Here is a 21,235-nt window from a genome sequence, read left to right as displayed (position 1 = left end):
GCGTTGAGCGCGGCGTTTTGCGCACGTTTGTCGCTGGGGGAACGCGCGCGAATGCACACTGTGGCGGGGCTGCGTCAGGCCCCGCGCGGGACCGAAAATGATAAGCATGCGTCGGCATGGCGACGAGCGTGGGTGAAGCAGCGGGGAGCGCTCCGCCGAGCGCGCTCCTCCTGGCCTTCCCTGGCCCGGGCTTCGCGCCGTTCGACGAGCTCGCCGGGCTCTCGCTGGTCACGCGCGCCGTGCTCACGCTCCAGAAGGCCGGCCTCGAGCGCATCCGTGTGATCGGCCCACGCGAGGTGCAAGAGCCGTTCGCCCGCGCGCGGGACGACGCGCGCATCCATGCAGAGCTCGACTTCGTCGCGTGCGCGTCCCGTAACGAAGCCCTCGGCGCGCTGGACGCCGGACCCGACCAGCTCCTGCTCGTCAGCTCGGTGGAGGACGTGGTCGACCCTGCCATCTACCGCGCGCTCCGGGAGGCGAAGCTCGGTGACGCGGTCGCCGTGGCTGCCCGCGACGGCGAGCACTGGGTCGGCCCGTTTCTCACCTCCGGCGCCGGGCTCGCGGCGCTCTCCGGCGACGAAACGAGAGCGCGCATCGCAGAGCTCGCCGCCGACGGCAAGGTCGCGCCACTCGACGTCGGGAAGGCCTGGCATGCCCGCGCTGATGGACCCGCCGGGCGAACGCGGGCGGTCTACCTGCTGTTCGAGGCCTGCCGGAAGCCGGTGGACGGCCTAGTGTCGCGCCACCTGAACCGGCACGTGTCGATCTTCATCTCCAAGCGGCTGGTCTCGACCCCGGTCACGCCGAACCAGATGAGCCTGGTGACGTTCGTGCTGGGCGTGGCTGGGGCCTTCGCCGTGTCTCGCGGGGGCTACCTGTGGTCGCTGCTCGGCGCCGTGCTCTTCCAGTGGAACTCGATCCTGGACGGCGTGGACGGGGAGCTGGCGCGCGTTCGTTTCCAGCACAGCAAGCTGGGGCAATGGGTGGACACCGTTTGTGACGACGTCTCGAACGTGATCTTCTACATCGGGCTCGCGTTCGGGGCTTCTGGGCTCGCGCACGGCCAGCTCCTCGCCAGCGCGGGCTGGATCGCGGCCGGAGCCACGCTCTTGACCATGGCGCAGTATTACGTCGAGCTCGTGCGCATCGGCTCCGGGGACTTCTACGCCTTGAGCGTGGGCGTGCCCAAGAGCCCGGGGGGCTTCGTGGGCGCGGTCGTCGGCCTGTTCGAGCGGGTGCTCAAGAAGGACTTCTTCATCTTCTTGTTCCTCTGCATGGCGGTCGCCGGCGTGCTGCCGTACGCGACCGTGCTCGCCGCCTTCGGCGCCAGCATCGCCTTGGGTTCGGCGACGGTGCGGAACGTGAGGCGCTTGGCCGCCTGAATCAAATGGCGACGGCGAGCTGCTGTCGATCCCGCACGCCCCAGAGCTCGCGGACGCCTAGGCTCTTGAGCCGGGCGAGCGACGCGTCGAAGTGCCGCGCGACCTGCGCCGGTCGATGGGCATCGGACGAGATCGAGATGCGCACTCCCAGGTCCAGACACACCTTCACTGCCCGGTCGCTCAAGTAAGGCCTGCCGAGCGGCGCGTCCACGCCGCCGGTGTTGTACTCGACGAGCATCCCCGCGTCGGCGGCCGCGCGGAGCGTCGCGTCCACCTCTTCGTCGTAGGCGTCCTCCACCCGACCGAACAGCGTGCTCACGCCATGCTCGTCGCGGCGGTCGAACTTCCTGATCAGCTCCAGGTGCCCCACCGTGTCGTAGATGCGGCGGCCGATCATGCGCCGGAGCGAGCCGAAGTACTCGCGCACGGTGCGCTCGGCGCCGTGCTCCCGGACGTGCGCCACCATCACCGACTCGAGGTAGTCGTACAGGATGTGCGGGACGCCCCGCTTGTCCACGTCGGGGCCCAGATCCGCCACCCGGCCCGGGATCAGGTGCACCGAGCCGGTGAAGCCACCGAGCTTCATGCCGAGCTTCCGCGCGCGCGCCTTGAAGCCTTCCAACAGATCCAGCGTCTCCGACTCCTGGCCGTCGATGTGATCCATCTCCAGGCCGAACGGGACCTGCTTCTCGAGCAGCAGCTCGAAGAAGCGATCCACCTCGCCGGCCAGCATGCAGAACACGTAGTCGCCGTAGGGGCCGAGGCGGTAGCGCTCGGGCAAGAGGGCGTGCTCGCGGATGCCGGGGTGGACCCCGCGCTCGGCGCAGGCGTCGAGCAGCGGGCCGAGATCGTGCGGCGTGGGCGGCGTCGTGTGGGGACGCAGGTGCATGTGCTCGTCGTAGAGGAGGGTCACTCTGGAGTTCCTTTCATCAACGAGAGGGCGCTCGTCGAGGTGAGCAGATCGACGAGCCTGCGATAGCGGTCCCGCGCCTCGGCGCGGCGCTCGGGCGAGAGCGTGGGCTCCACGGTCAGCGCCGGCGCGGCGCGGACGGCCTGCGCGGCGGACTCGACCAGCCCGGCCCGCGCGGCAGCGATGGCGGCGACGCCCCGAGTGGTCGCCTCGCGGTGGGCGGCGCGCCGGAGCGTGCGTCCGGATAGATCCGCTTGCATGGAGAGGAAGGCGTCGGACGCCGCCATGCCGCCGTCGGCCCAGAGCGGCGGCGCCTCGCGCCCGGTGGCCGCCGCGGCCGCGTCGAGCACGTCGGCGATCTGGTGCGCCACGCCCTCGAGCGCGGCGCGGATCAGGTGCTCCCGGCGCGTCCCGCGGTGCAGCCCGAGCATCAGCCCGCGTGCCTCTCCCACCCAGCGCGGCGCGCCCAGGCCGGTCAGCGCCGGCACGAACAGCACTCCGCCCGAGTCCGACGTGCGGCGCAAGGTCTCCTCGACCTCCGCGGGATTGGTCAAGAGGCCCAGGTTCTCCGAGAGCCAGGTGAGCACGTCACCCGCGGCCAGCACGCTGCCCTCGAGGAGGTAGCTCCGCACCCCGCCGAGCTCCCAAGCGATGGAGCGCAACAGGCCGTCGTCCTTCGCCTGCGGGACCGCCGTGCCCAGGTTCGCCTGCACGAACGCGCCGGTTCCGTAGGTGCACTTCGCATCCCCCGGGCTCAGGCAGCCGGTGCCGAAGAGCGCGGAGGGCTGGTCGCACAAGATCGCGCAGAGCGGCAAGGGCTTCCCGGCGAACGAGAGGTCCCCGAGCTCCGCGTCGCTCGGGACGACGCTCCCGAGCACCTCGCGCGGGACGCGGAACAGGGCGCAGAGCTCGTCGCTGAACTGGCCGTCGGAGAGCCGCGCGAGGAGCGTCCGGCATGACGTCGACGGATCGGTCACGAACAGGCGCCCCGCGGAGAGCTTGAACAGCGTGAACGAGTCGAGGGTGCCCGCCGCGAGCGCGCCCGACTCCGCCTTCTGCCGCGCGCCGGGGGTCTCGTCCAAGAGCCAGGCGAGCTTGGTGGCGGAGAAGTAGGCGTCGATGGGCAGCCCGGTCGTCTCGCGCACCAGCGCCGCGGTCGCGGTGTCCTCGCGCATCTTCGCGCACGCCGCTTCGGTGCGCCGGCACTGCCAGCCGATGGCCGGCGCGATGGGGCGCCCCGTCGCGCGGTCCCAGACCACGACGGTCTCGCCTTGGTTCGCGAACCCGACGCCTGCCACGTCGGCGTGGCCGAGGCCCGCCGCTTCCAGCGCCCCGAGCGCCACGCGCTCCGTCGCCGCGACGACCTCCTCGGCGTCGGTCTCGACCCAGCCCGGGCGGGGAAAGCTCCGCGGCACGCTCTCGGCCGCGGACGCCAGCACCGAGAGCGAGGCGTCGAGCACCAGCGCGCGCACGCTGGTGGTTCCCTGATCGATCGCCAGCACGACACGGGGGGGCACACGGGGGGGCACGCGGGGAACCTAGCGCAGCCCGGTCGCGGTGCGCGAGCCGAGCTGTGCTCGCAGTCGCGCGCTCGCGGAAGCTCAATGGAATCGACCGGCTACGGCGGGCGGCTGCCGCGAAGCGTCCGGTCGAGTATCTTGCCCTCGATCGTGATCGCCATCGCGCGTGCCCTCGTCGTCGTCTCGACGGCCTGCGTCCTGACGCTGGCCAGCGCCCCCGTGTCGGCCGCCCCAGACGAGGAGGCCCTGCGGCTGATGAGGCTCCGGGACGCCGAGCGCTACGAGGTCGAGACCGAGAACAGCAACACCAAGGCGGGCGCCGCTCGCGTACACGTGGCGACGCCCCCCGCCGAGGTGAAGAAGTTCGTCCGGGACTTCAAGAACTACTCGAAGCTCATCAGCCAGTTCGAGCGAGCCAAGGTGGTCGGGCGCAAGGGCGACGACACGGACGTGTACCTCCAAGTCCCGATCTTGAAGGGCGCGGCCAAGGTCTGGGCGGTCGTGCGCTTCTCACCCATCAAGACCGTGAACGGCGAGGAGCGGCTCGAGGGCCGCATGGTGAAGGGCAACGTGAAGCGCCTGGACGCCGTCTGGCGCATCAAGAAGATCGACGACGAGAACACCCAGCTCAACCTGGAGCTCTTGATCGTGCCGACGCTCCCGGTGCCTCCGTCGGTCGTGACGCGGCAGGCCCGCTACGCCGCCGACGAGGCGGTGATGGGAATGCGCAACCGCGCCGAGAAGGAGTGGGACAAGAAGCAGCGGAAGAAGAAGTGAGGGAGCGCGGGGCGATGCTCGCCGCAAGCAGCTCCCAGTAGCGGTTTCCTTGTCGATTCGCCAAACTTGAGTGGTCGCATGGCAGTCGCGATTCCCCCATTTCCGATCGCCCGCTTCTCGGTGGAGCAGTACCACAGGATGGTCGAGTCCGGCGCGTTCACCGAGGATGATCGACTGGAGCTCATCGAGGGGTGGGTGGTGCAGAAGATGGCGAAAGGTCCCGGTCACGAGTACACGACTGGACAGCTTGCCGCGTTGCTCGGGGAACGCATCCCGCCGGACGCGCACGTTCGGAACCAGCCGCCGATCACGCTCCGGGGTAGCGAACCGGAGCCGGATTTGGCGATCGTCCGCGAGAGCCGCGCCGACTTTCGCGCCCATCATCCTGGGGCTCGGGACGTCATCCTGCTCGTCTAGGTCTCGGACACCACGCTGGCGACAGACCGACTGAAGGCGCACACCTACGCCGCTGCGGGGATCCCGGAGTATTGGATCGTGAACCTCCCGGAGCGGTCGGTGGAGGTCTACCGACAGCCACGGGACGACGGCGCCTACGGCGAGATCGCGACGCTGAGGGCGGGCCAGGTCATCCGCGCGAGCGTCGGCGCGGACGTCGCGGTGGGGATCGCCGTGGACGACATTCTGCCTTGAAGCACCGCGGGAATTGAGGCGCTCTGCCTGTTCGGCTGGAGTCGAGATGGTGCGCTTCGATTGCTGCGCCATGCGCAACCGGCTATACGACTGGCATGACCTTTGCGAGGTTCGGTTCGGTTCGGTTCGGTTCGGTTCGGTTCGGTTCGGTTCGGTTCGGTTCGGTTCGGTTCGGTTCGGTTCGGTTCGGTTCGGTTCGGTTCGGTTTTTAATACGAGCCTGCTCATCCCGTCCGTCTTACTCTTCGCGACGGCGTGCGGAAGCAGCGGCACCGAATCCTTTGGGGTGACCAACGCGGAATTGGCCACGGCCTGCGAGAAGGGCGTTGCCCTCAAGGACCACTACCACTTCGAACACATCGGTGTATCGGTAACCCGTACGGTCTGCCTGCCGGAAGGCGACGGTGTTCCCGACGTCGTGACCACCGACGACGCGACTGGCAAGCTCGTTGACTTTGCCGTACTTGGAGTGGCTGATCGCGAGTCGTTTCACGGCTGGCATGCTTCGATGCATCCAGACTTGCGACAGATGCTCGCTGCGAAGACAGGAGAGGCCCAAGATGTGTACGTTTGGTTCCACGTGGACGGGAGTGACGCCCCCAACAAGGAGTGGCTCGTCGCAGAAGGAGCCGCGAACGCCGACGCCGTCGCATCGCGAGAGCTCCGAACGCGGGCAGCCGCGCAATCACTCGCTTCAAAGCTCTCCACCGTAGGCAACTTCGACATCACCGGCAACCTGACGCCGCCGGTCGAGTACGGCATACCAGTAATCCGCGTCCGGGCGGCGCTCGCCGACCTGGAAACTGTGGGCACTTGGCCCGAGGTCTGGCGGATCGACCGCGTTCCGACGGAGCACAAGCTGCAAGACGAAACCTACTACTTCACGACCATGGAGTTCGTCATCGATTACTATCTTGGCCACGACGGCACTGGAGTGACCGTCGCGACCTACGAAGGGAACAGGCCGGACTCCTGGGCGAACCTGCCCGGCGCTCCAAGCGGGTCATGTGGTGGCGTTCCGGGCGGGTCTCGCAAGTGCCATTGTGCTGCCGGCCCTACTCACGAACACTCTCGCGGGATGATGGGTATCGTGCGACGTTCCGCGGGAACGCTCGGGATGGCCAATAACGCAACGACGATCATGGCGAACCCTGGCGGAGGCTGTGTCACGCACGGGACCGACGAGTACGCGAGCGCGTTGAACTGGGCCACCAGCAACGGGGCGACCGTCATCAGCCACAGCGCTTGCACAGGAGTGGAAGCCTCTCCGAACGCCCACGACATCTTCTTCGATTTCAAAGCGAGCGTGTACCCGTATCCATTGGTCGCGGCGGCGGCTGGAAACTCCTCGGTGGAGACGGTGTGCAACAAGCTTCGCAACGGCCTGTCCGTCGGCGGATCGCTCGAGTCGCCAGGGAGTCCCGATCGAAGTCAGGCGACCGCGGATGAGAACAAGTCGTACTTGAATGGCTCATCAGGCGCCAACGGCTACGAGGTGCCACACTTGACTGCGATCTCCGAGGGCGTGAACACGGCTGGGTACATGGAGGCTTACCCGACAGCCTACAACTGGGGTGGCACCAGCGTCGCGGCGCCTCAAGTCGCCGGGATCGCCGCCTCGCTTCAAGAAGCCAACCCCGCGTTGAAGGCATGGCCAGAGGCGATGGTGCCAGGTCTCATGGCGAGCGCCAACGAAGACACGGACAACACGGTGCTTTCGCTGCACGACGGCATCGACGACCGCGACGGCGCTGGATTGATCAATGCGACCGAGGCGTTCTTCGTGCTGCAGGCATCGGCGAAAATGAACGGAGGGAACTCTGCCGTTCCTGACGGGCACGACTACGGAACGCTGCTTGCCTCGACAACCCCCGTGTACACGTACTACTCGGAGCAGTACAACGCGCGGGTCGCCGCGGGGTACGAGCTGCGAGTCGCTGCCTTCATGCAAACTCGGCCCACCTGCAGCTCGAGTCAGAACTCCAACTCCTGCTCTGCCAACCCTTACCCTAGCTTCCTTCTCTTGGTGTACGACGGCGGCACGTATGTGAAGGGCTCCAGCAACGCCAACAACAACTACCAGTACGTGGCGTTCGTCAATGGTTCCGGCGTGCAGAAGGACTACACGATCAAGGTGATGATGCTGGACTGGGCGGGCCTTTCCGGGACCACCTTCGGCATCGCGTGGAGCTCGTGACGCGGGGAGGAATGATGAGCAAGAGATTTTCCGTCCAGCGAGCTTTCAGCAGCGCCGCAGCGGCCTGCCTGCTCGGCTGCAGCGGACCCGCGCAGGTCGACAGCGAGAGCAGTTGTCCCGACTACTCGCCTCAGGCCTCCCCCGGAGAAATCTCAAAGTCACCGCGGCCCGACGGCGCGGCCGAGATCCTCGCCATCGAGACGGCGGACGCGTTCGTCGCGCCAGATGCCCTGTATGAGCGGATCGCCGCCGAGCTCCCGGCCATCGCGGCGCTCCAGCCGGCCGTCGCCGGGATGTGGCCGCTGTCCACTAGCCAGCACAACGTGCTGGACGTCGTCTTCGACGCGAGCGGGTGGGAAGCGTGGCAGTCGGCCTCCTACGACGCCTGGGATTGCCCGAACCAGGCATACGGCGTCACGAAGGTCGAGGCGGTCGGCGGGGTGGGAGCGAGGCGAGTCGCGCTGACGTTCGGAGACAAGCGCTTCCACATGGCGAAGCTCGCCGCCGAATACGCGGCGCTACCCCACGTGACGAACGCGCGGCAGGATTTGCCGTGGACGGACGCTCCCGATGTGTGCCTCGAAATCCAGGGGGATGTGCACGTTTACCTGTTCGATCAGGCGAGCGGTGACTGTCCAGCCGGGTGCTACAAGCACAAGGTCTACGGCTTCCGGGTCGCGCCGGGCGTCGTGGTGACCAGTCTCGGGACCTGGGACTCCACCGTCTCCCCGGCGCCTCCCTCGTGGTACACGGAGCTCACCGATTGCCAGAAACGGTTGGCTTCGATCGGCGGCGTGGGACAGTGAGCACGCTCTGGGCCTCCCGCCTCGCGTTGGGCGCCGCCGTCGCGTGCGGCGGCGAAACAACCGTGGACCCTGGAGGTTCTTGCGCTGAGCTGGCCGGGGGCCTGACGGCGCGTCTCGCGAAGTCTCCAAGGCCGAACGCTGCGGCGGAGATCCTCGCCATCGAGACATCGAAGGAGCTCGTCGCTCCTGATGCGCTCTACGAACGCGTCGCCGCCGAGCTCGCTGCGATTGCAGAGATCGAGCCGGTCACCGCGACAATCGCTCCGCTCTCGCCGTGTGGGTACAACGCGCTCCGGGTCGACTTCGACCAGGCCGGATGGGCGAGCGTTGCCCAGGGGACGTACCATGCGTGGGATTGTCACAATCGGGCCTACGGGGTGACCGACATCGTCGCCGCGCCGAGCGCCGGGGCGTCGAGCGTGGTGCTCACCTTCGGGAAACGCATCAACCTGGGCTTGCTGGCCAAGGAGTACGCGTCGCTCCCCCAGGTCACGGACGCCGAGCGAGTGCTGCCGACGACCGACGGCCCGGACGTGTGCCTCGAGGTCCAGGTGGACCAGCACTATTACGTCTTCGACCAAGCAGCGGGCGGCTGTGAGACAGGCTGCCTGGAGAACACGTACTTCGGGTTCCGCGTCGCGCCGGGGGCGGCCGTCACGAAGCTGGGCACGTACGACCCATCGCTCCCCGGTGAGGCCCCGGCTTGGTACGGCCTGCTCTCGGATTGCAGAACGCGCCTGAACGGGATCGGCGGCCCGTGACCCGTTGCCCCGAGCCCTCCCTCGGGCTAGAGGCGAACGCGTGTTCATCCTCGACCGGCTGCTCTACTCGCCGTTCCTCGCCCAGCTCGTGGTCACGCGCCGCTGCAACCTGGCCTGCGGCTACTGCAACGAGTTCGACGCGGTGTCGAAGCCGGTCCCGCTCGAGGTGCTGAAGCAGCGCATCGATCGGCTGCGCGCCCTCGGGACCTTCACCCTGGAGCTGACCGGCGGCGAGCCGATGATGCACCCGGACATCTACGAGCTGATCCGCTACGCGCGCTCCCTCGGGTTCTTCAAGGTGATGATGATCAGCAATGCGTACCTGTTCAACGAAGCGCGGATCCGCAAGCTGAACGAGGCGGGGCTCCAGGGGCTGCAGATCAGCGTGGACGGCGTGCTGCCGAACGACGTCACGGTGAAGGTGCTGAAGCCGATGCGCAACAAGCTGCTCGCCGTGTCGCGCGTCGCGCGCTTCCCGGTGGTGCTGAGCGCGGTGCTGGGCGCGTCGCCGCCCGAAGACGTGCTCGAGGTCGTGCGGTTCGCGAAGGAGCACGGCTTCCGCCCGCGCGTGCTGGTGCTCCACGGGGGCGACGGCCAGAGCAAGATGACGCCGGCCGAGCGCGACGTGTACCGCCAGGTGCAGGCCGCGATCGGGAACCGCTTCAAGGAAGCGCACGACTACCGCTCGCGGATCCTGACCGAGGGGGCGGCCCCGTTCAAGTGTCGCGCCGGGAGCCGCTACCTCTACGTCGACGAGTTCGGCGTGGTGCACTGGTGCTCGCAGACCCGCGAGGCCTTCGGCGTGCCCCTCGCGGACTACGATCTGACCGAGCTCAAGCGGCAGTTTGCCACGCAGAAGGACTGCAACGCCCAGTGCACGCTCGGCTGCGCCCGGACCAACAGCGCCCCCGACGAGTGGCGGCCGCAACGCTTGCGCCTGCCCGTCGTGCCGGCGACCAGCGCGGGCGAAGTGGCGTGAAGCCCGAGCTGCGGTAGGCTCCGCCGTGCTCGCGGCTCGGCTCCTGGTGATCTAGTGGACAAGAAGACCCGTCGTCTCGTGCTCTGGGCGAGCTTCTTGCCGCTGGTGCTGGTGCTGGCCTACCTGCGCATCCACCTCGGAGGCGCCGAGAGCGCGGCGAGCGCCGAGGTGCCCGCCGCCGGGGCCGGCGTGCCGGCCGCCGCGTGCAGCTTTCCCGGCCGCACTGAAGAGCGGCGGCGGCTCGTGATTGGCATCGTGGACAGCCTGAGAGCCGAGACCGCCCTCGACCCCGGGGTGATGCCGTGGCTGGCTCAGCACAAGGACCAGGCGCTCTGGGGGCGCATGCAGCCCTGCCTGTCGCAGCTCTCGCTGCTCTGCTTCCGCACCATCTTCGAGGGCTCCGAGCCCCTGCTCGTGACGGGCTTTCACAACTTCTCCGGCATGCAGGTCCAGGCGCCGAGCCTGGTGCACCGGCTCGCCGCGCGGGGCGTTCGCGTGGCGGCCGTGGCGGATCAGGCCTTCATCAAGCTCTACGCGCCCTCGCTCGCGGTCCACGCGATGTTCGAGGACCGCCCGCGCGGAACCGACCGCGACGCGTTCGGACGGCAGAAGACCTTCGAGTGGCTGAGCGATCCGTCGCTGGACGTGATCGTGTCGCACGTGATCGACACCGACGCGACGGCGCACCGCTACGGCGTCGGAGCGCCGGAGTACGTCGAGAAGTTCAAGGAGGCCGACTCGTTCCTGCAACAGGTGGCCAGCCGCCTGGGCCCGCGCGACTCGATGATTGTCCTCGGTGACCACGGCCACAGCCCGGAGGGCCACCACTCCTCGGGGATCCCCGCCACCACCGTGGTCGTCGCGTCGGGGCCCTGGTTCCCCAAGGGGAGGCGCGTGGACGTGACGATGGCCTCCGCTTATTTCCTCGCCGGCGCCGTCACCTGCGAGACGACGCCGCCTGGGTATACCGGCCAGCAGCCCTTCGAGGCGCTGACCTGGCCCGAGCCCACCCGTGAAGCGTTCCGCGCCGCCTCGCCCCCGCCGTCCAAGCCGAGCGCGAGCTTCGACATCTTCCTCGACGCTCCGGCGCTCGCCGCAGGACTGTTCCTTCTGGTGCTGCTCCTCGGCGCGCTGGGGGGCGCCATCAAGCCGGCGACGCTGCTCGTGGCGACCTTCGGCCTGGTCGTGGCGGCCCTGCTGCCGGGGCGATCGATCTTGGCGGTCGCGACGGTCGCCGTCGGTGCGCTGGGGATCCGTCACCAGAGCGTGGACCGTCGGACGGCGCTGCTCCTGGGCCTTGCCTTGGGCGTGGGGCTCCTGGGCGGCCTGTTTGCGCCCCAGGTCATCGTACCGCTTCAGAACCAGGTCAACCCGACCTGGACGCTCGCGACCTGGTCCGCACTGAGCGTCCTGATCGTGGCGCTCTCGTTCGTCACCCGTCGCTTCCTCGACCTGCCGGGGTCGCTCTCGTTCGGCTTCACGGCCTGGGCCTTCATCCTCTACGCGCTCTTCCTAGGGCCCTACTACTACGGCGCGATCCGCCTCTTGCCCTTCGGCGCCATCGCGCTGATCGCGGCCTTTGCCGCTCGGGCCCCGCGGGGGGAGCGGCGCTCGCTCTTGCCGTGGCTCGCCGTCGCGGTGCTGCCGCTGATCCCGATCCTGTTCCCGATGATGAAGGAGTGGAACCCACGCTGGGTGCTGCTCGGCTTCGTGGAGGGTCGCGGCCCGCTGGTGGTCGGGGGCGCGTCGCTGGGCGCCTTCGTCGCCGCCGCGGCGCTGACGCGGGACGCACGCGCATGGGCGAGGCCCGCGGTCGCGGTCGGGCTCTTGGTGGCCATCGGCATCGGGACCAAGCTCGCCGAGTGGACGCTGCTCGGCGCGGTCCTGGTGATGATCGCGTACGTCGGCTGGATGAAGCTCGCGGAGCGCCTGGCCGGCGCGCACCCGAGCGGGAGCTGGCTCGTCCCGATCGGGCAGGTGAGCTTCGTCCTGAGCCTGCTCTTCGTGTTGCTCGGAGGCTACCGCTTCGCGAACGTGGATTTTCGTTTCGCCCTCGCGCTGAGCCCCGTGGAGGCCGGCGAAGCGCGCGCGCTCGCCCTCGCGGTGCCCCTCTGCGTCGTCAAATACCTGGTGCCGCTCGGGCTACTCCTCTGGCAGGGCCCGCGCGTGGATGCCCGCAGCGCCCCGCTCTTGCTCCTCAAGCTCTTGACTCTGGGCGCCGGGCTCCTGGGCATGCAGCTCTCGGGCGCGCCGAGCCTGGCCCTGTTCCGGCAGCTCCAGAGCCAGGAGCTCGCGATCATGGTCCTGGTCTACGCCATCGTGGGCATCGCCTGCGCGGTCAGGCCCGCGCTGCCGCGAGTCGGCGCGCGCCGTTGAGGGCGCCAGCCTCTTCAGCGTCAAGACCCCCACCGAGACCAGCGCCAGCGCGCCGAGCAGACACGCCGCCTGGACTCCGGCCTCGTAGTAGCGCGACACGGGGTCGAGCGCTGCGCCCGCGACCCAGGCCGAGTGCAGCAGGGCCGCGAGCACGAGCCAGCCGGCCAACTTCGGTCCGTGCCTTCCGCGGGAGAGGGCCGGTGCAGCCGAGAGGACGACCCAGGGCAAGAGCGCGTACTTCAGCGTCGTGAGCAGCGCGCCCACCACGGCGACGCGAGCTTCGTTCCCCGTCTGAGGGATGAACGTGAAGATGAACTCGAAGCGCACCTGCTCGAAGCGCAGGCTGCGCAGGCTGCCCCAATACGCGAGGAAAACCGCGCCGGCGCCGACGAGCGAGAGGGCCGCCGGCGCGACGCGCGCGCCGGCGCGCGTGAAGCACGCCGTGGCGGCGCCGAGGCAGGCGAGGGCGAGCGCGGCCCGAGCCCCGAGGTCCATCACGGCAGAGAGCACGATCAGCACGACCGCCGAGGCGACGGCGGTGCGGACGCGGCGCGCGGGCTCGGCGCACCGAGCGAGCAAGAGGGCTCCGGCGACCCCTGCGCCGAGCGAGGGCAGCCACCCGCTCCCGGTCGGCAGGGGGGCGAGCGTCAGCGCGACCGCGATGGCGCTGCAACCCACCGTCGCGAAGGCCCAGGCCGAGCGGGCGAGGAGCTCCGCGTGGAGCAACAGCACGAGCGCCGGGACGAAGAACCGAGCGAGGGACTTCGGCGAGCCGAAGTAGTCGTCGCCCACCAGCGGCACCAGGAACGGAAACGCCAGGAGCGCGGTGCCGACGCGCGCCGCGCGCCCCAGGGACGAGAGCCGACCGAGCACCAGCGCGCCGATCGCCACGAAGCCGACCACGAGCCCGAGGTGGTGGAGCGCGTTCCGCGCAGGTCCTTGCCAGAGCAGCGGTCGCGCGTGGACGGACCAGACGGAGCCCATGAGCCAAGCCCCGCCGATGGCCGCGCCGCCGATCAGCGCGGCCGGCAAGCGCTTTCTCTCCTCCACCGCGAGCACGACCAGCACGAGCAGCGCGAGCCCGAGGCCCGGCATGAAGCGCCACACTGCCGATCGGGTGCCGGCGCGGCGCTCGGCGCGCTGGGTCTCGACCCGAGCCGCGATCTCGGCACGGCTCTCGGCGCTGCCTCCGAACGGGATGGTGAGGCCCTGGTCGACGACTTCGCCTTCGTAGCCCAGCGGTAGTTGCGTCCCCGCCGCTGCGCTCAGGAACAACGCGGTCGTGGGCAGGCTGAGATCGAGCCGCCCGGGCGCGAACGCGGGGCCGACGGCGAGGTAGCCGGGGTTCGGCGTGTGGTTGCCGAACTCGTCGTGACCGTGATCCCCCACGACGATCAGCGAGTCGAGCGGGGTGAGCAGGGCGGCGATCGCGGCGATCGCTCGGTCCGCGTCGCGCACTTCCCGGCGGTAGAGCTCCGAGCCGACCTTCGAGGCGTGGGAGACCTTGTCCAGATCCACCAGGTGGATCAGGAGCGCGTCGGCGGCGTCCGTTCTCAGCCACTCCGCCGCCCGCTCAACGGCGGCCTCGTCCCAGCCGAACACCGGCACTTGCTCGGCGGCGAACTGCAGCCTTGGACCGCCGAGGCCTTCGCACAAATTGACGAGCGTGTGATCGGACGCCACGGCGATGCGCAGGCCCTCCCGGCTCGCCACGACGGGCCACGCGGCGGGGCCGGCGCGGGTCGCGGAGAAGTTGGAGAGCCCGGCCAGGTAGCCCGCGTTGCTCCCCTCGAGCAGCGTGCGGGTGCACGGGACGGTCGAGGCCGGCAGGCAGCCAGCCATTCGGCCCCAGAGCGCCCGCGGTCTGAGCGCCGCCAAGCTGGGGAACGCGGCGGGGTCCTCCGCGAGGCGGTCGGTCAAGCTGTCCACGAGCAGCAGCACCACGCGCCCCGCGCGCCGCGTGCCCGGCGCGTACCCGGCCTGCTCGTCCGCAGGCCGATCTCCGACCGCGAGCACCGCGGCGAAGAGCGCCAGCAGAAGCGGAGCCAGCAGTCGGAGCACCGGCGGCATCAGCGAACACCCAGCGAGTCGAACACGGCCTGGATGCGCTCGCCGACGTGGTCCCAAGTGTACCCGGCGATCACGGTGTCACGCGCCGCGGCGCCCATCTGTCGCGCGCGCTCGGGGCTCTCGGCGAGCTTCGCCAGCGCCTCTGCCACCGCCCGCGGGTCGTCGCCGACCAGGTAGCCGTTCACGCCGTCGTCCACGACCTCGCAGATCTGCCCCAAGGCGGAGGCCACGACGGGGAGGCCCGCCGCCATGTAGTCGAAGAGCTTGAGTGAGGAGTTGTAGAAGCCCGCCGGCGAGCGCCGCATCGGCCGGTACAGGCAGAGCGCGGCGTCCGCCTCCTGCAACGCCTGGCGCATCTGGGCGTGCGGCAGCGGCGCGAAGTGACGCACCGCCGGCCAGGCCGCGTAGTCCTCGGCCCGGCCGTCCGTGTAGAGCCGCACCTCGGCGTCCGGCACGCGCTCCCGGAGTAGCTTCGACGCCGCGAGGATGGTGTCGAGCGCCTGCCACGGCCAGCGCGCGTAGCCTGCCCAGACCGCGCGGAAGGGTCGCGCGCCGCGCGGCGGGGGCAGCTCCGGCGCCGGGATCCCGCCGTTCGGCACCACGTGGACCCGCTCCGGCGCGATCGGGTGGGTCGCGCGGACGAAGTCCGCCAGCTGCTGGGAGACGCACAGGGCCGCGTCCGACAGCCCGACCATGCGGTGGAACTGGAAGCGCTCCACGGCGACCCGAACGTGGGTCCAGGCGCTCTCGGAGTGCGAGTACTGCTCCTCGGCGATCGCGTTCACCTCGACCACCACCGGCCGCCGGTGGGTCGCGCGGTTCACCAAGAGAAGGAGCTCGTCCCACGCGCGCACGTGGCAGCGCATGTAGACGACGTCGGCCTGCTCGAGCATGCCGCGCATCGCGCGAAGCGTGCGCGGGTGACGCTCCAGCCGGGCGTCATGGGTCTTCTCGGCGGTGATGACCGTGTGGCCGAGGCGCTTCAGCTGTTCGACCACCTGGAAGCCGTGGACGGCGCCGCCGCCGGAGGGCGCGGCGTGGTCGCGGTAGGAGAGCAGCACCCTGGCCAAAGCGCGCGAATCATGGCACCTGGCGCCAGGCCGAGCAACGCGTTCGGGCGCTGTCGACGCTCGACTCGCCGCCGTGCTATCAAGCCCCGCCATCATGCCGCGCGCCTCGGTGATCGTCGCCACCTACAATCAACCGGAGTACCTCCGGCTCGTGCTCGCGTCGCTCAGCGTGCAGACGGCCAGGGACTTCGAGGTCATCGTCTCCGACGACGGCTCGCGACCCGACACGGGCGAGCTCGTCGCCTCGCTCCAGAAGACGTCGCCTTTTCCGCTCAAGTACCACTGGCAAGAAGACACGGGTTATCGCCTCGCGGAGGCCCGAAATGCGGGCATCCGCATCGCCGACTCCGACTGGATGATCTTCATCGACGGCGACATGGTCCTGCACCGGCGCTTCGTGGAAGCGCACCTGGCGCTCGCGGCCGAGAACCGGCTGCTGCTCGGCGGACGCGTCAAGCTCACCCAGGAGTTCTCGCGCTCCCTCACCCCCGAGGACGTGCTCGGCGAGGGCATCACGCGCCGTTACTACCGCGAGTACGCCACCTGCCGCGAGAAGGACTACGCGCCGGTCTACGAGAAAGCCCACCACAAGCTGTCGAGCGCGTGGATCCAACGCCTGGGCGGGACCTACATCGGCGGGCCCCTGTGGATCGGTGACGCGATCGCGCGCGCGGTGCCGCGCCCGGTCTACATGAAGGTGGCGTTCAAGATCGGGGCGAACTTCTCGACCAGCCGCAAGGTGCTGGAGCGCGTCAACGGCTTCGACCGCCAGTTCGACGGTCTGAGCGGTGAGGACGGCGAGTTCTTCTGGCGCTGCTTCAACGCCGGCGTGGTCCCGCGATCGGTGGTGCTCCGGGCGATCGGCTACCACCTCTGGCACCGCGAGCAGTGGCAGCGGGTCGGGGAGCAGCGCGACCGCTCGCTCGGGATCGAGCGCGCGACGCGCGAGGGCAAGCGCACGCGCGCCGTGCACGGGCTCGTGGACGAGCGCTCGGGCAGCCCGAGCGTCGCGTCAGCGCCGTGACCAGTCTGCTCGTTCCGACAGGCGCCCCTCCACGTGTTCCCAGAGCGCCCGGACGCGGTCCGACCAGGTGTTTCGCGCCGCCAGCTCCAGGCGCACGGAGCGGGCGTGCGCGCTGTCGCCAAGCGCGGCCTCACACCGGTCCACGAGCTCGTCCGCCGTGCGCGCAACCAAGACGTGCGGGTAGTACTCCTCCAGCGCCGGTAGGTTCGAGATGACCACCGGGCGCCCCGAGGCCATCAGCTCGAAGAACTTGATGGGGAAGACGCCTCGCGTGTACTCGTTGATGCGATACGGGATCACGGCGACGTCGAACCCCTTCACGTACGCCGGCAGCGCCCTGTAGTCCCGATGGCCGAAGAGGTGCACGTTGGGCAGGGCGGCGAGCCTCGACACGTCCGTTCCGGGGTCGGAGAGGCCCGTCGGGCCGATCAAGACCAAGCTGAAGTCGGGGCGCGCGCGGCCGAGGTGGAGCAGCCAGTCGAGGTCGAGCTTGTAGTCGCTGACGGCGCCGACGAAGCCGATGACGGGCCGCGGCAGGCGGGCGAGCTCTTCCGGTACCTCCAACTCGGGATCGAGCGCCCGGTTGAAATGGGTTGCGTCGCCCACGTTGTGTACCAGGTGAGTGTGCTCGGGATTGTACCGGCGCTTGCTCTCCTGGAGTGACGCGGCGGTGGTGAACACGAGGTCGGCGCGACGGCACAGCGCCGCTTCGCGCTGCGCGATCCAGCGCCTCGCGCGCGCGAGCTCCGGGAACGCCGTGTACTCGTCCACGCAGTCGTAGACCAACAGCTCGTGGGGCAGTCGGGCGACGTCGGCGCCGTAACCGGGGTGGTACACCCAGAGGATCGGGCTCGAGATCCGGTGGCGGCGAAGGTAGCGCCCGAGCAAGCGCAGGCGGAGCTCGAACGCGGCGAAGGTGCGGAGCGGGTGCGCGGGCGGCAGCACCTCGCTGAGCCCCGGAGCGTAGAAGTCGAGCACCGTCACGCCGTCTCTCTTCCGTACGCGCGGGCGCGTGAGCAGCCGGTGGGGGGGCAGGGGAGGGACCTGCCCGCCGAGGGCCTGAAGCAGCACGCGTCCGAGCGGGCGCGGGCCGAAGTCCACGTGGTAGACGTCGTGGTCTTCGCCGAGCCGGCTCATGACGTGCTGCTTGTTGGTCCACATGCCGTCGTCCCAGCGCTGTGACGACAGGCACACGATGCTGTGACGTCGCCGGGTCATGACGCGGGCCTGGCGCGAAACCACAAGTCGCAGGCGCGCGGGCGAGCGTGCTTCGCGAACAGCGCTCGCGCGGCCTTCTCCAGCAGGCCCGGCCGGAACATGTCGAACCTGCCCACTCGGACCACGCTGAAGCCCGCGGTCTCGAGCACGCGACGCACCAGCGCCTCGGAGGCGAAGCTCAGGTGGTCGGGCAGGTTCAGGCGATCCGGGATCTCCGCTCGCTCGAGCTCCGCCCAGTTCCCGGTCTGGAGCAGGAGCTCGCCGTCGGGCGCGAGCTCCGCGCGCAGGCAACCGAGGAGACTCGGCGGATCGGGCAGATGACCGAAGACGTTCAGGAGCGAGATGCCGCAAAACGGGGCTCCGTCTCGGTCTTCATCCAGGCCGCGCACGTCCAGCCCGCGGGCGCGGGCGGACGCTGCCTTCACCCGGTTGGGCTCCGTGCCGGAGAGCTCGAGCGCGCCGTGGCTCGCGGCAGCGAGCGCCTCGAGAAACTCGCCGTACCCGCAGCCGATGTCCAACCAGCGGCCACGGAGCGCCCGAAAGACCCCGGGCTCGTACAGGCTCGCCAGCCGGTCCCGGTAGAACGCGACCTTCTTGGGTCGGTAGCGATCGACGCCGCCCGCGTGCGCTCCGGTCTCCGTCGCGCGCGAGATCGTCTCGAGAGCGGGCCGCGGGTCGACGTAGACGAGCCCGCAGCCGCCGCAGCGGACGGCGGCCCAGCCGTTCTCCCGAGCCCAGAGGCGCGAGTCGCTCGAGCCGCAGACGTAGCAGCTCACGTGTTCGACCTTCATCTCGGGCCGGCGCGATTCTAATCGGGTGCCGGGCTGGGCTACCAGGCTCGACTTGGGCAGTCTTGCCATGATCAGACCACGATCGTCATGAGTGGCGAGAAGCCACGAGAACTTCCGGCGCGGCCGGCGGGTTCCTCCTCTTCCGGTGGGATGCGTCGCGACCGCCTCGCAGGTCGCACTCCGGGAGGTAACCTCGGAGCATGGCTGCTGCTCCGGGTCTTTCGCGGCGTGAACGTGCGCAAGTCGAGACTCGCAGCCTCGCCGTGCCCGAACGCCATCGCCCGCTGCTCTCCTTGGCGCTCGCGTGCTTGCTCGTCGCCGTCGTGCTCGCCGGCGTGGTCGGCAGCGTGGTCCCGGCGCGCGAGCCCGCGTCCTTCACGGCTCCGCCCGCGACCCACGCACGGCTGGCCCGACGCCTGATGCTCGTGATCGTCGACGGCCTTCGCTACGACGTTGCCTCGGATCCAGCGCGAATGCCCCAGCTCTCCCGGGCCCTCGAGCGGGAGAGCAGCGGAGAGCTCTGGGCGGGACGCGTCTCGATGACGACGAGCGCGGTCTTGACCATCGGCACGGGACAGCGCGGGGGGTTCGAGCAGATCCTGCGCAACGCCAATCCGAGACCGCCGCCGTTCGACTCCTGGCTCGGGGCAGCCCGCGCCGCGGGGCTCACGCTGATGAGCGTCGGGGATCCGGCCTGGGCCGAGATGTACGGCAGCGCTCTCAGCGCTCGCCGACTCGATCCCGCCGGGGTCGCCATCGACGTCGACTTCAATCCCATCACGTTCCGCGACGCCCGGGAGCTACGCGCGAGAAACCCGGACGTGCTCATCGTGCACTTCGTCACCCCCGACCACCAGGCGCACGCGTACACGGTGCCGAGCCAGCGCTACGCCGCCCACATGCGCGGCTTCGACCGCGAGCTGTTCCAGTTCCTGAGCGAGAATTCGCCGGACTGGACGCTGATCGTGGCCGGGGATCACGGCGCGGCAGACAGCGGGACTCACGGCGCCGACGTGCCGATCCAGCGCCGCACCGTGCTGCTCGCGAAGGGCCCCGGCATCCAGCCTGGCCAGCGGCTCGGGTCCGTCGATCAGGCGGATCTGGCCGGCACCTGCGCGGCGCTGCTCGGGCTGCCGGCACCGGCGCACTCCCGCGGCCACCTGCTGGTGAGCCTGCTCGACGTGAGCCCGGCGACACGGGTCGCCCTTGCCTGCAACGACGCGGCGCGCGCGCGGGCGTTCGCCCGGGCGTCGGGGCTCGCGCTGCCGGCCGAGCCGGATTGCACCGAGAGCGCCGATCCGCTCGGGAGCGCACGCGCCAGCGTGGCGAGCGTCGATCGCGCGTTCGAGGCAGAGGGTGGGCCTGCCGTGCCCTGGCTCACGCTGGCGAGCGTGCTCTTGGCCCTGGCGGCCGCGTTCGTCGCTGCCGGAGGGCGGAGCTGGCGCGAGATTGTCGTCGCGCTCGCGGTGCTCGGCCTCGGCGTGGCGCTCACTTGGGGCGTGGAGCGCCTGCCGGGCAGCGCGCCGCACACGACCCGCATCGCGCTGTTCGTGCTCGGCAACCTGCCCGCGCTCGGGGTGCTGCTCGCGCCCGGGAAGCTCTCGACCTGGTTCGCGCGAGCGCCCTGGGTTGGCGTCGCGCTCTTGCCCGGGATCTTGGTGGCGACCTACACCACCAACGCGCAGCCCGAGGCGTACGTCGCGCTCGTCGTCGCGTCCCTGCTCTTTCTGGCGCTCGGAGGGCTCGACGCCCGGCGCCCGACGCTTCGCGCGTTCACGCGAGTGCTCCAGCCCGCGCACCTGGTCCTGCTCCTCACCTGCCTGGCGCTCTTGTCCTTCGCCGGGACGCGGCCGAGCGAGCTGTATCCGGCCTGGTTTCGCCAGAACCCGGGGCTCGTGCTCGCGTCGGCCATCCTGGCGATCGGGCTCCTGGCGCTCGTGCTCGGGCTGCGTTCGGGGCACCGCCGCCGCTTCGAGCTCGCGCTCTCGCTGAGCCTCTTGGCCATCGCGGCGCTCGTGGCTCGTCGCTTCGTCCCGGCGCTGCCGGGGCGTGCCCTGCTCGTGGCGTGCGCGATCGCAGCGCTCTTCTTCGCGTTGCGCCGCCAGCGCCTGCCGGCGCTCTTGATGGGGGTGGCCAGCTACTCCTGGGTGTCCCGCGACGCCGAGCTCGTCGCCCTCGTCGCCACGCTGCTCGTCGCCGACGGCGTGGGTGCGGCCTTCGCGCGCCACCGCGTCACGCTCGGCGGCGATCCGGAGCGGCTGGAGCCTGCACAGCTCCTCTTGGTCGTCTGCTTCGTGTTCGGGCTCGCGTTCGTGCAGCGCATCGGCATCCAGGGCGCGCTCGACTTCGGCGCCCTGGACTGGGGCGCGGCCGGCTTCGGCGATCCTCACGTGCCGGCCTGGGTGGTGGGCGGCGCCCTCGGGCTCAAGTACTTGCTCGGCTTGTGGCTCGTCCTGGGCGCCTTCGTGTCGGAGCTCGGTGGGGCGCTCGCGGCGCCGGTCTTGCGAGCGGTCTTCTTGCTGTTCCTCGCGCGAACGGCGGTCCTGTCCGCGATGTTCTTCGTCGCCGGCTCGAGCTACTGGACGGGGCTCCGATTGCTCGGCGATCTGCCGTTCGCGATGCTGTGGCTCGTCGCGGCCGGCATCGCCTGGGCGGCGCTCGGCGGAGCCGCCAAGCTCAGAAGCCCGAGCCCAGCCTGAGCTCT

At 70.0% G+C, this 21,235-nt stretch carries 16 protein-coding genes; 11 read left to right on the top strand and 5 right to left on the bottom strand.

The window, feature by feature from the left end; all coding sequences use genetic code 11:
* Nucleotides 1-116: 116 nt before the first annotated feature.
* Nucleotides 117-1,382 carry a CDP-alcohol phosphatidyltransferase family protein gene (locus tag HS104_16145; GenBank protein MBE7481498.1) on the top strand — a complete coding sequence of 422 codons (1,266 nt, stop codon included), beginning with the start codon at nucleotides 117-119 and terminating at the stop codon, nucleotides 1,380-1,382.
* A gap of 1 nt (nucleotide 1,383) precedes the next feature.
* Here HS104_16145 and HS104_16140 read toward each other — a convergent pair whose 3' ends face one another.
* Together HS104_16140 and HS104_16135 are read right to left on the bottom strand one after the other, a co-directional pair.
* The gene (locus tag HS104_16140) at nucleotides 1,384-2,295 is read right to left on the bottom strand and encodes a hypothetical protein (protein MBE7481497.1); all 912 of its coding nucleotides are present in this window, start codon (nucleotides 2,293-2,295) and stop codon (nucleotides 1,384-1,386) included.
* On the bottom strand, nucleotides 2,292-3,821 hold the full coding sequence (locus HS104_16135) for a glycerol kinase (GenBank protein ID MBE7481496.1): 1,530 nt from the start codon (nucleotides 3,819-3,821) through the stop codon (nucleotides 2,292-2,294). The genes HS104_16140 and HS104_16135 overlap by 4 nt, the downstream gene beginning before the upstream one ends.
* Before the next feature lie 141 nt (nucleotides 3,822-3,962).
* On the opposite strand from HS104_16135, the gene HS104_16130 reads away from it, so the two are divergent.
* The 8 genes from HS104_16130 (at nucleotide 3,963) to HS104_16095 (ending at nucleotide 12,358) form a co-directional block, all read left to right on the top strand.
* On the top strand, nucleotides 3,963-4,589 hold the full coding sequence (locus HS104_16130; protein ID MBE7481495.1) for a hypothetical protein: 627 nt from the start codon (nucleotides 3,963-3,965) through the stop codon (nucleotides 4,587-4,589).
* 78 nt (nucleotides 4,590-4,667) lie between these two features.
* Complete coding sequence (locus tag HS104_16125; GenBank protein ID MBE7481494.1) at nucleotides 4,668-5,006, top strand: Uma2 family endonuclease; 339 nt, start codon at nucleotides 4,668-4,670, stop codon at nucleotides 5,004-5,006.
* A 15-nt stretch (nucleotides 5,007-5,021) separates the two neighbouring features.
* A complete protein-coding gene (locus tag HS104_16120) occupies nucleotides 5,022-5,240 on the top strand; it encodes a Uma2 family endonuclease (GenBank protein MBE7481493.1) in 219 nt (72 codons plus the stop codon).
* 285 nt (nucleotides 5,241-5,525) lie between these two features.
* Nucleotides 5,526-7,436 (top strand): S8/S53 family peptidase, encoded by a 1,911-nt coding sequence (locus HS104_16115; GenBank protein MBE7481492.1) that lies wholly within the window; start codon nucleotides 5,526-5,528, stop codon nucleotides 7,434-7,436.
* Between the two features lie 14 nt (nucleotides 7,437-7,450).
* A complete protein-coding gene (locus HS104_16110; GenBank protein MBE7481491.1) occupies nucleotides 7,451-8,242 on the top strand; it encodes a hypothetical protein in 792 nt (263 codons plus the stop codon).
* Complete coding sequence (locus HS104_16105; GenBank protein MBE7481490.1) at nucleotides 8,239-9,003, top strand: hypothetical protein; 765 nt, start codon at nucleotides 8,239-8,241, stop codon at nucleotides 9,001-9,003. The genes HS104_16110 and HS104_16105 overlap by 4 nt, the downstream gene beginning before the upstream one ends.
* Before the next feature lie 40 nt (nucleotides 9,004-9,043).
* Nucleotides 9,044-9,982, top strand: coding sequence for a radical SAM protein (locus tag HS104_16100; protein ID MBE7481489.1), 939 nt, complete (start codon nucleotides 9,044-9,046; stop codon nucleotides 9,980-9,982).
* Between the two features lie 54 nt (nucleotides 9,983-10,036).
* Nucleotides 10,037-12,358 carry an alkaline phosphatase family protein gene (locus HS104_16095; protein ID MBE7481488.1) on the top strand — a complete coding sequence of 774 codons (2,322 nt, stop codon included), beginning with the start codon at nucleotides 10,037-10,039 and terminating at the stop codon, nucleotides 12,356-12,358.
* Nucleotides 12,359-14,427: 2,069 nt separating this feature from the next.
* Here HS104_16095 and HS104_16090 read toward each other — a convergent pair.
* Nucleotides 14,428-15,498, bottom strand: coding sequence for a glycosyltransferase (locus tag HS104_16090; protein ID MBE7481487.1), 1,071 nt, complete (start codon nucleotides 15,496-15,498; stop codon nucleotides 14,428-14,430).
* A gap of 73 nt (nucleotides 15,499-15,571) precedes the next feature.
* Here HS104_16090 and HS104_16085 point away from each other — a divergent pair, with 73 nt between their 5' ends.
* Nucleotides 15,572-16,522, top strand: a complete 951-nt coding sequence (locus HS104_16085) for a glycosyltransferase (GenBank protein ID MBE7481486.1) — start codon at nucleotides 15,572-15,574, stop codon at nucleotides 16,520-16,522.
* Here HS104_16085 and HS104_16080 read toward each other — a convergent pair.
* Together HS104_16080 and HS104_16075 are read right to left on the bottom strand one after the other, a co-directional pair.
* On the bottom strand, nucleotides 16,511-17,740 hold the full coding sequence (locus HS104_16080; GenBank protein ID MBE7481485.1) for a glycosyltransferase: 1,230 nt from the start codon (nucleotides 17,738-17,740) through the stop codon (nucleotides 16,511-16,513). The genes HS104_16085 and HS104_16080 overlap by 12 nt on opposite strands.
* Complete coding sequence (locus tag HS104_16075) at nucleotides 17,737-18,531, bottom strand: class I SAM-dependent methyltransferase (GenBank protein MBE7481484.1); 795 nt, start codon at nucleotides 18,529-18,531, stop codon at nucleotides 17,737-17,739. The genes HS104_16080 and HS104_16075 overlap by 4 nt, the downstream gene beginning before the upstream one ends.
* Before the next feature lie 263 nt (nucleotides 18,532-18,794).
* Here HS104_16075 and HS104_16070 point away from each other — a divergent pair, with 263 nt between their 5' ends.
* Nucleotides 18,795-21,230, top strand: coding sequence for an alkaline phosphatase family protein (locus HS104_16070; GenBank protein ID MBE7481483.1), 2,436 nt, complete (start codon nucleotides 18,795-18,797; stop codon nucleotides 21,228-21,230).
* The last annotated feature ends 5 nt before the right edge of the window (nucleotides 21,231-21,235 follow it).

Source organism: Polyangiaceae bacterium, assembly GCA_015075635.1.
In the GTDB taxonomy this organism is placed as follows: Bacteria; Myxococcota_A; Polyangia; order Polyangiales; family Polyangiaceae; genus JADJKB01.
The sequence above is the reverse complement of the archived record's forward strand: the minus strand, read 5'-3'. Positions and strand labels throughout refer to the sequence as shown.

What these genes read in the sequence shown, in the direction of transcription:
- HS104_16145 (MBE7481498.1), top strand. Translation starts at nt 117, where the DNA reads ATGGCGACGAGCGTGGGTGAAGCAGCGGGGAGCGCTCCGCCGAGCGCG.
- HS104_16125 (MBE7481494.1), top strand. Translation starts at nt 4,668, where the DNA reads ATGGCAGTCGCGATTCCCCCATTTCCGATCGCCCGCTTCTCGGTGGAG.
- HS104_16110 (MBE7481491.1), top strand. Translation starts at nt 7,451, where the DNA reads ATGAGCAAGAGATTTTCCGTCCAGCGAGCTTTCAGCAGCGCCGCAGCG.
- HS104_16080 (MBE7481485.1), bottom strand. Translation starts at nt 17,740, where the DNA reads ATGACCCGGCGACGTCACAGCATCGTGTGCCTGTCGTCACAGCGCTGG.
- HS104_16075 (MBE7481484.1), bottom strand. Translation starts at nt 18,531, where the DNA reads ATGAAGGTCGAACACGTGAGCTGCTACGTCTGCGGCTCGAGCGACTCG.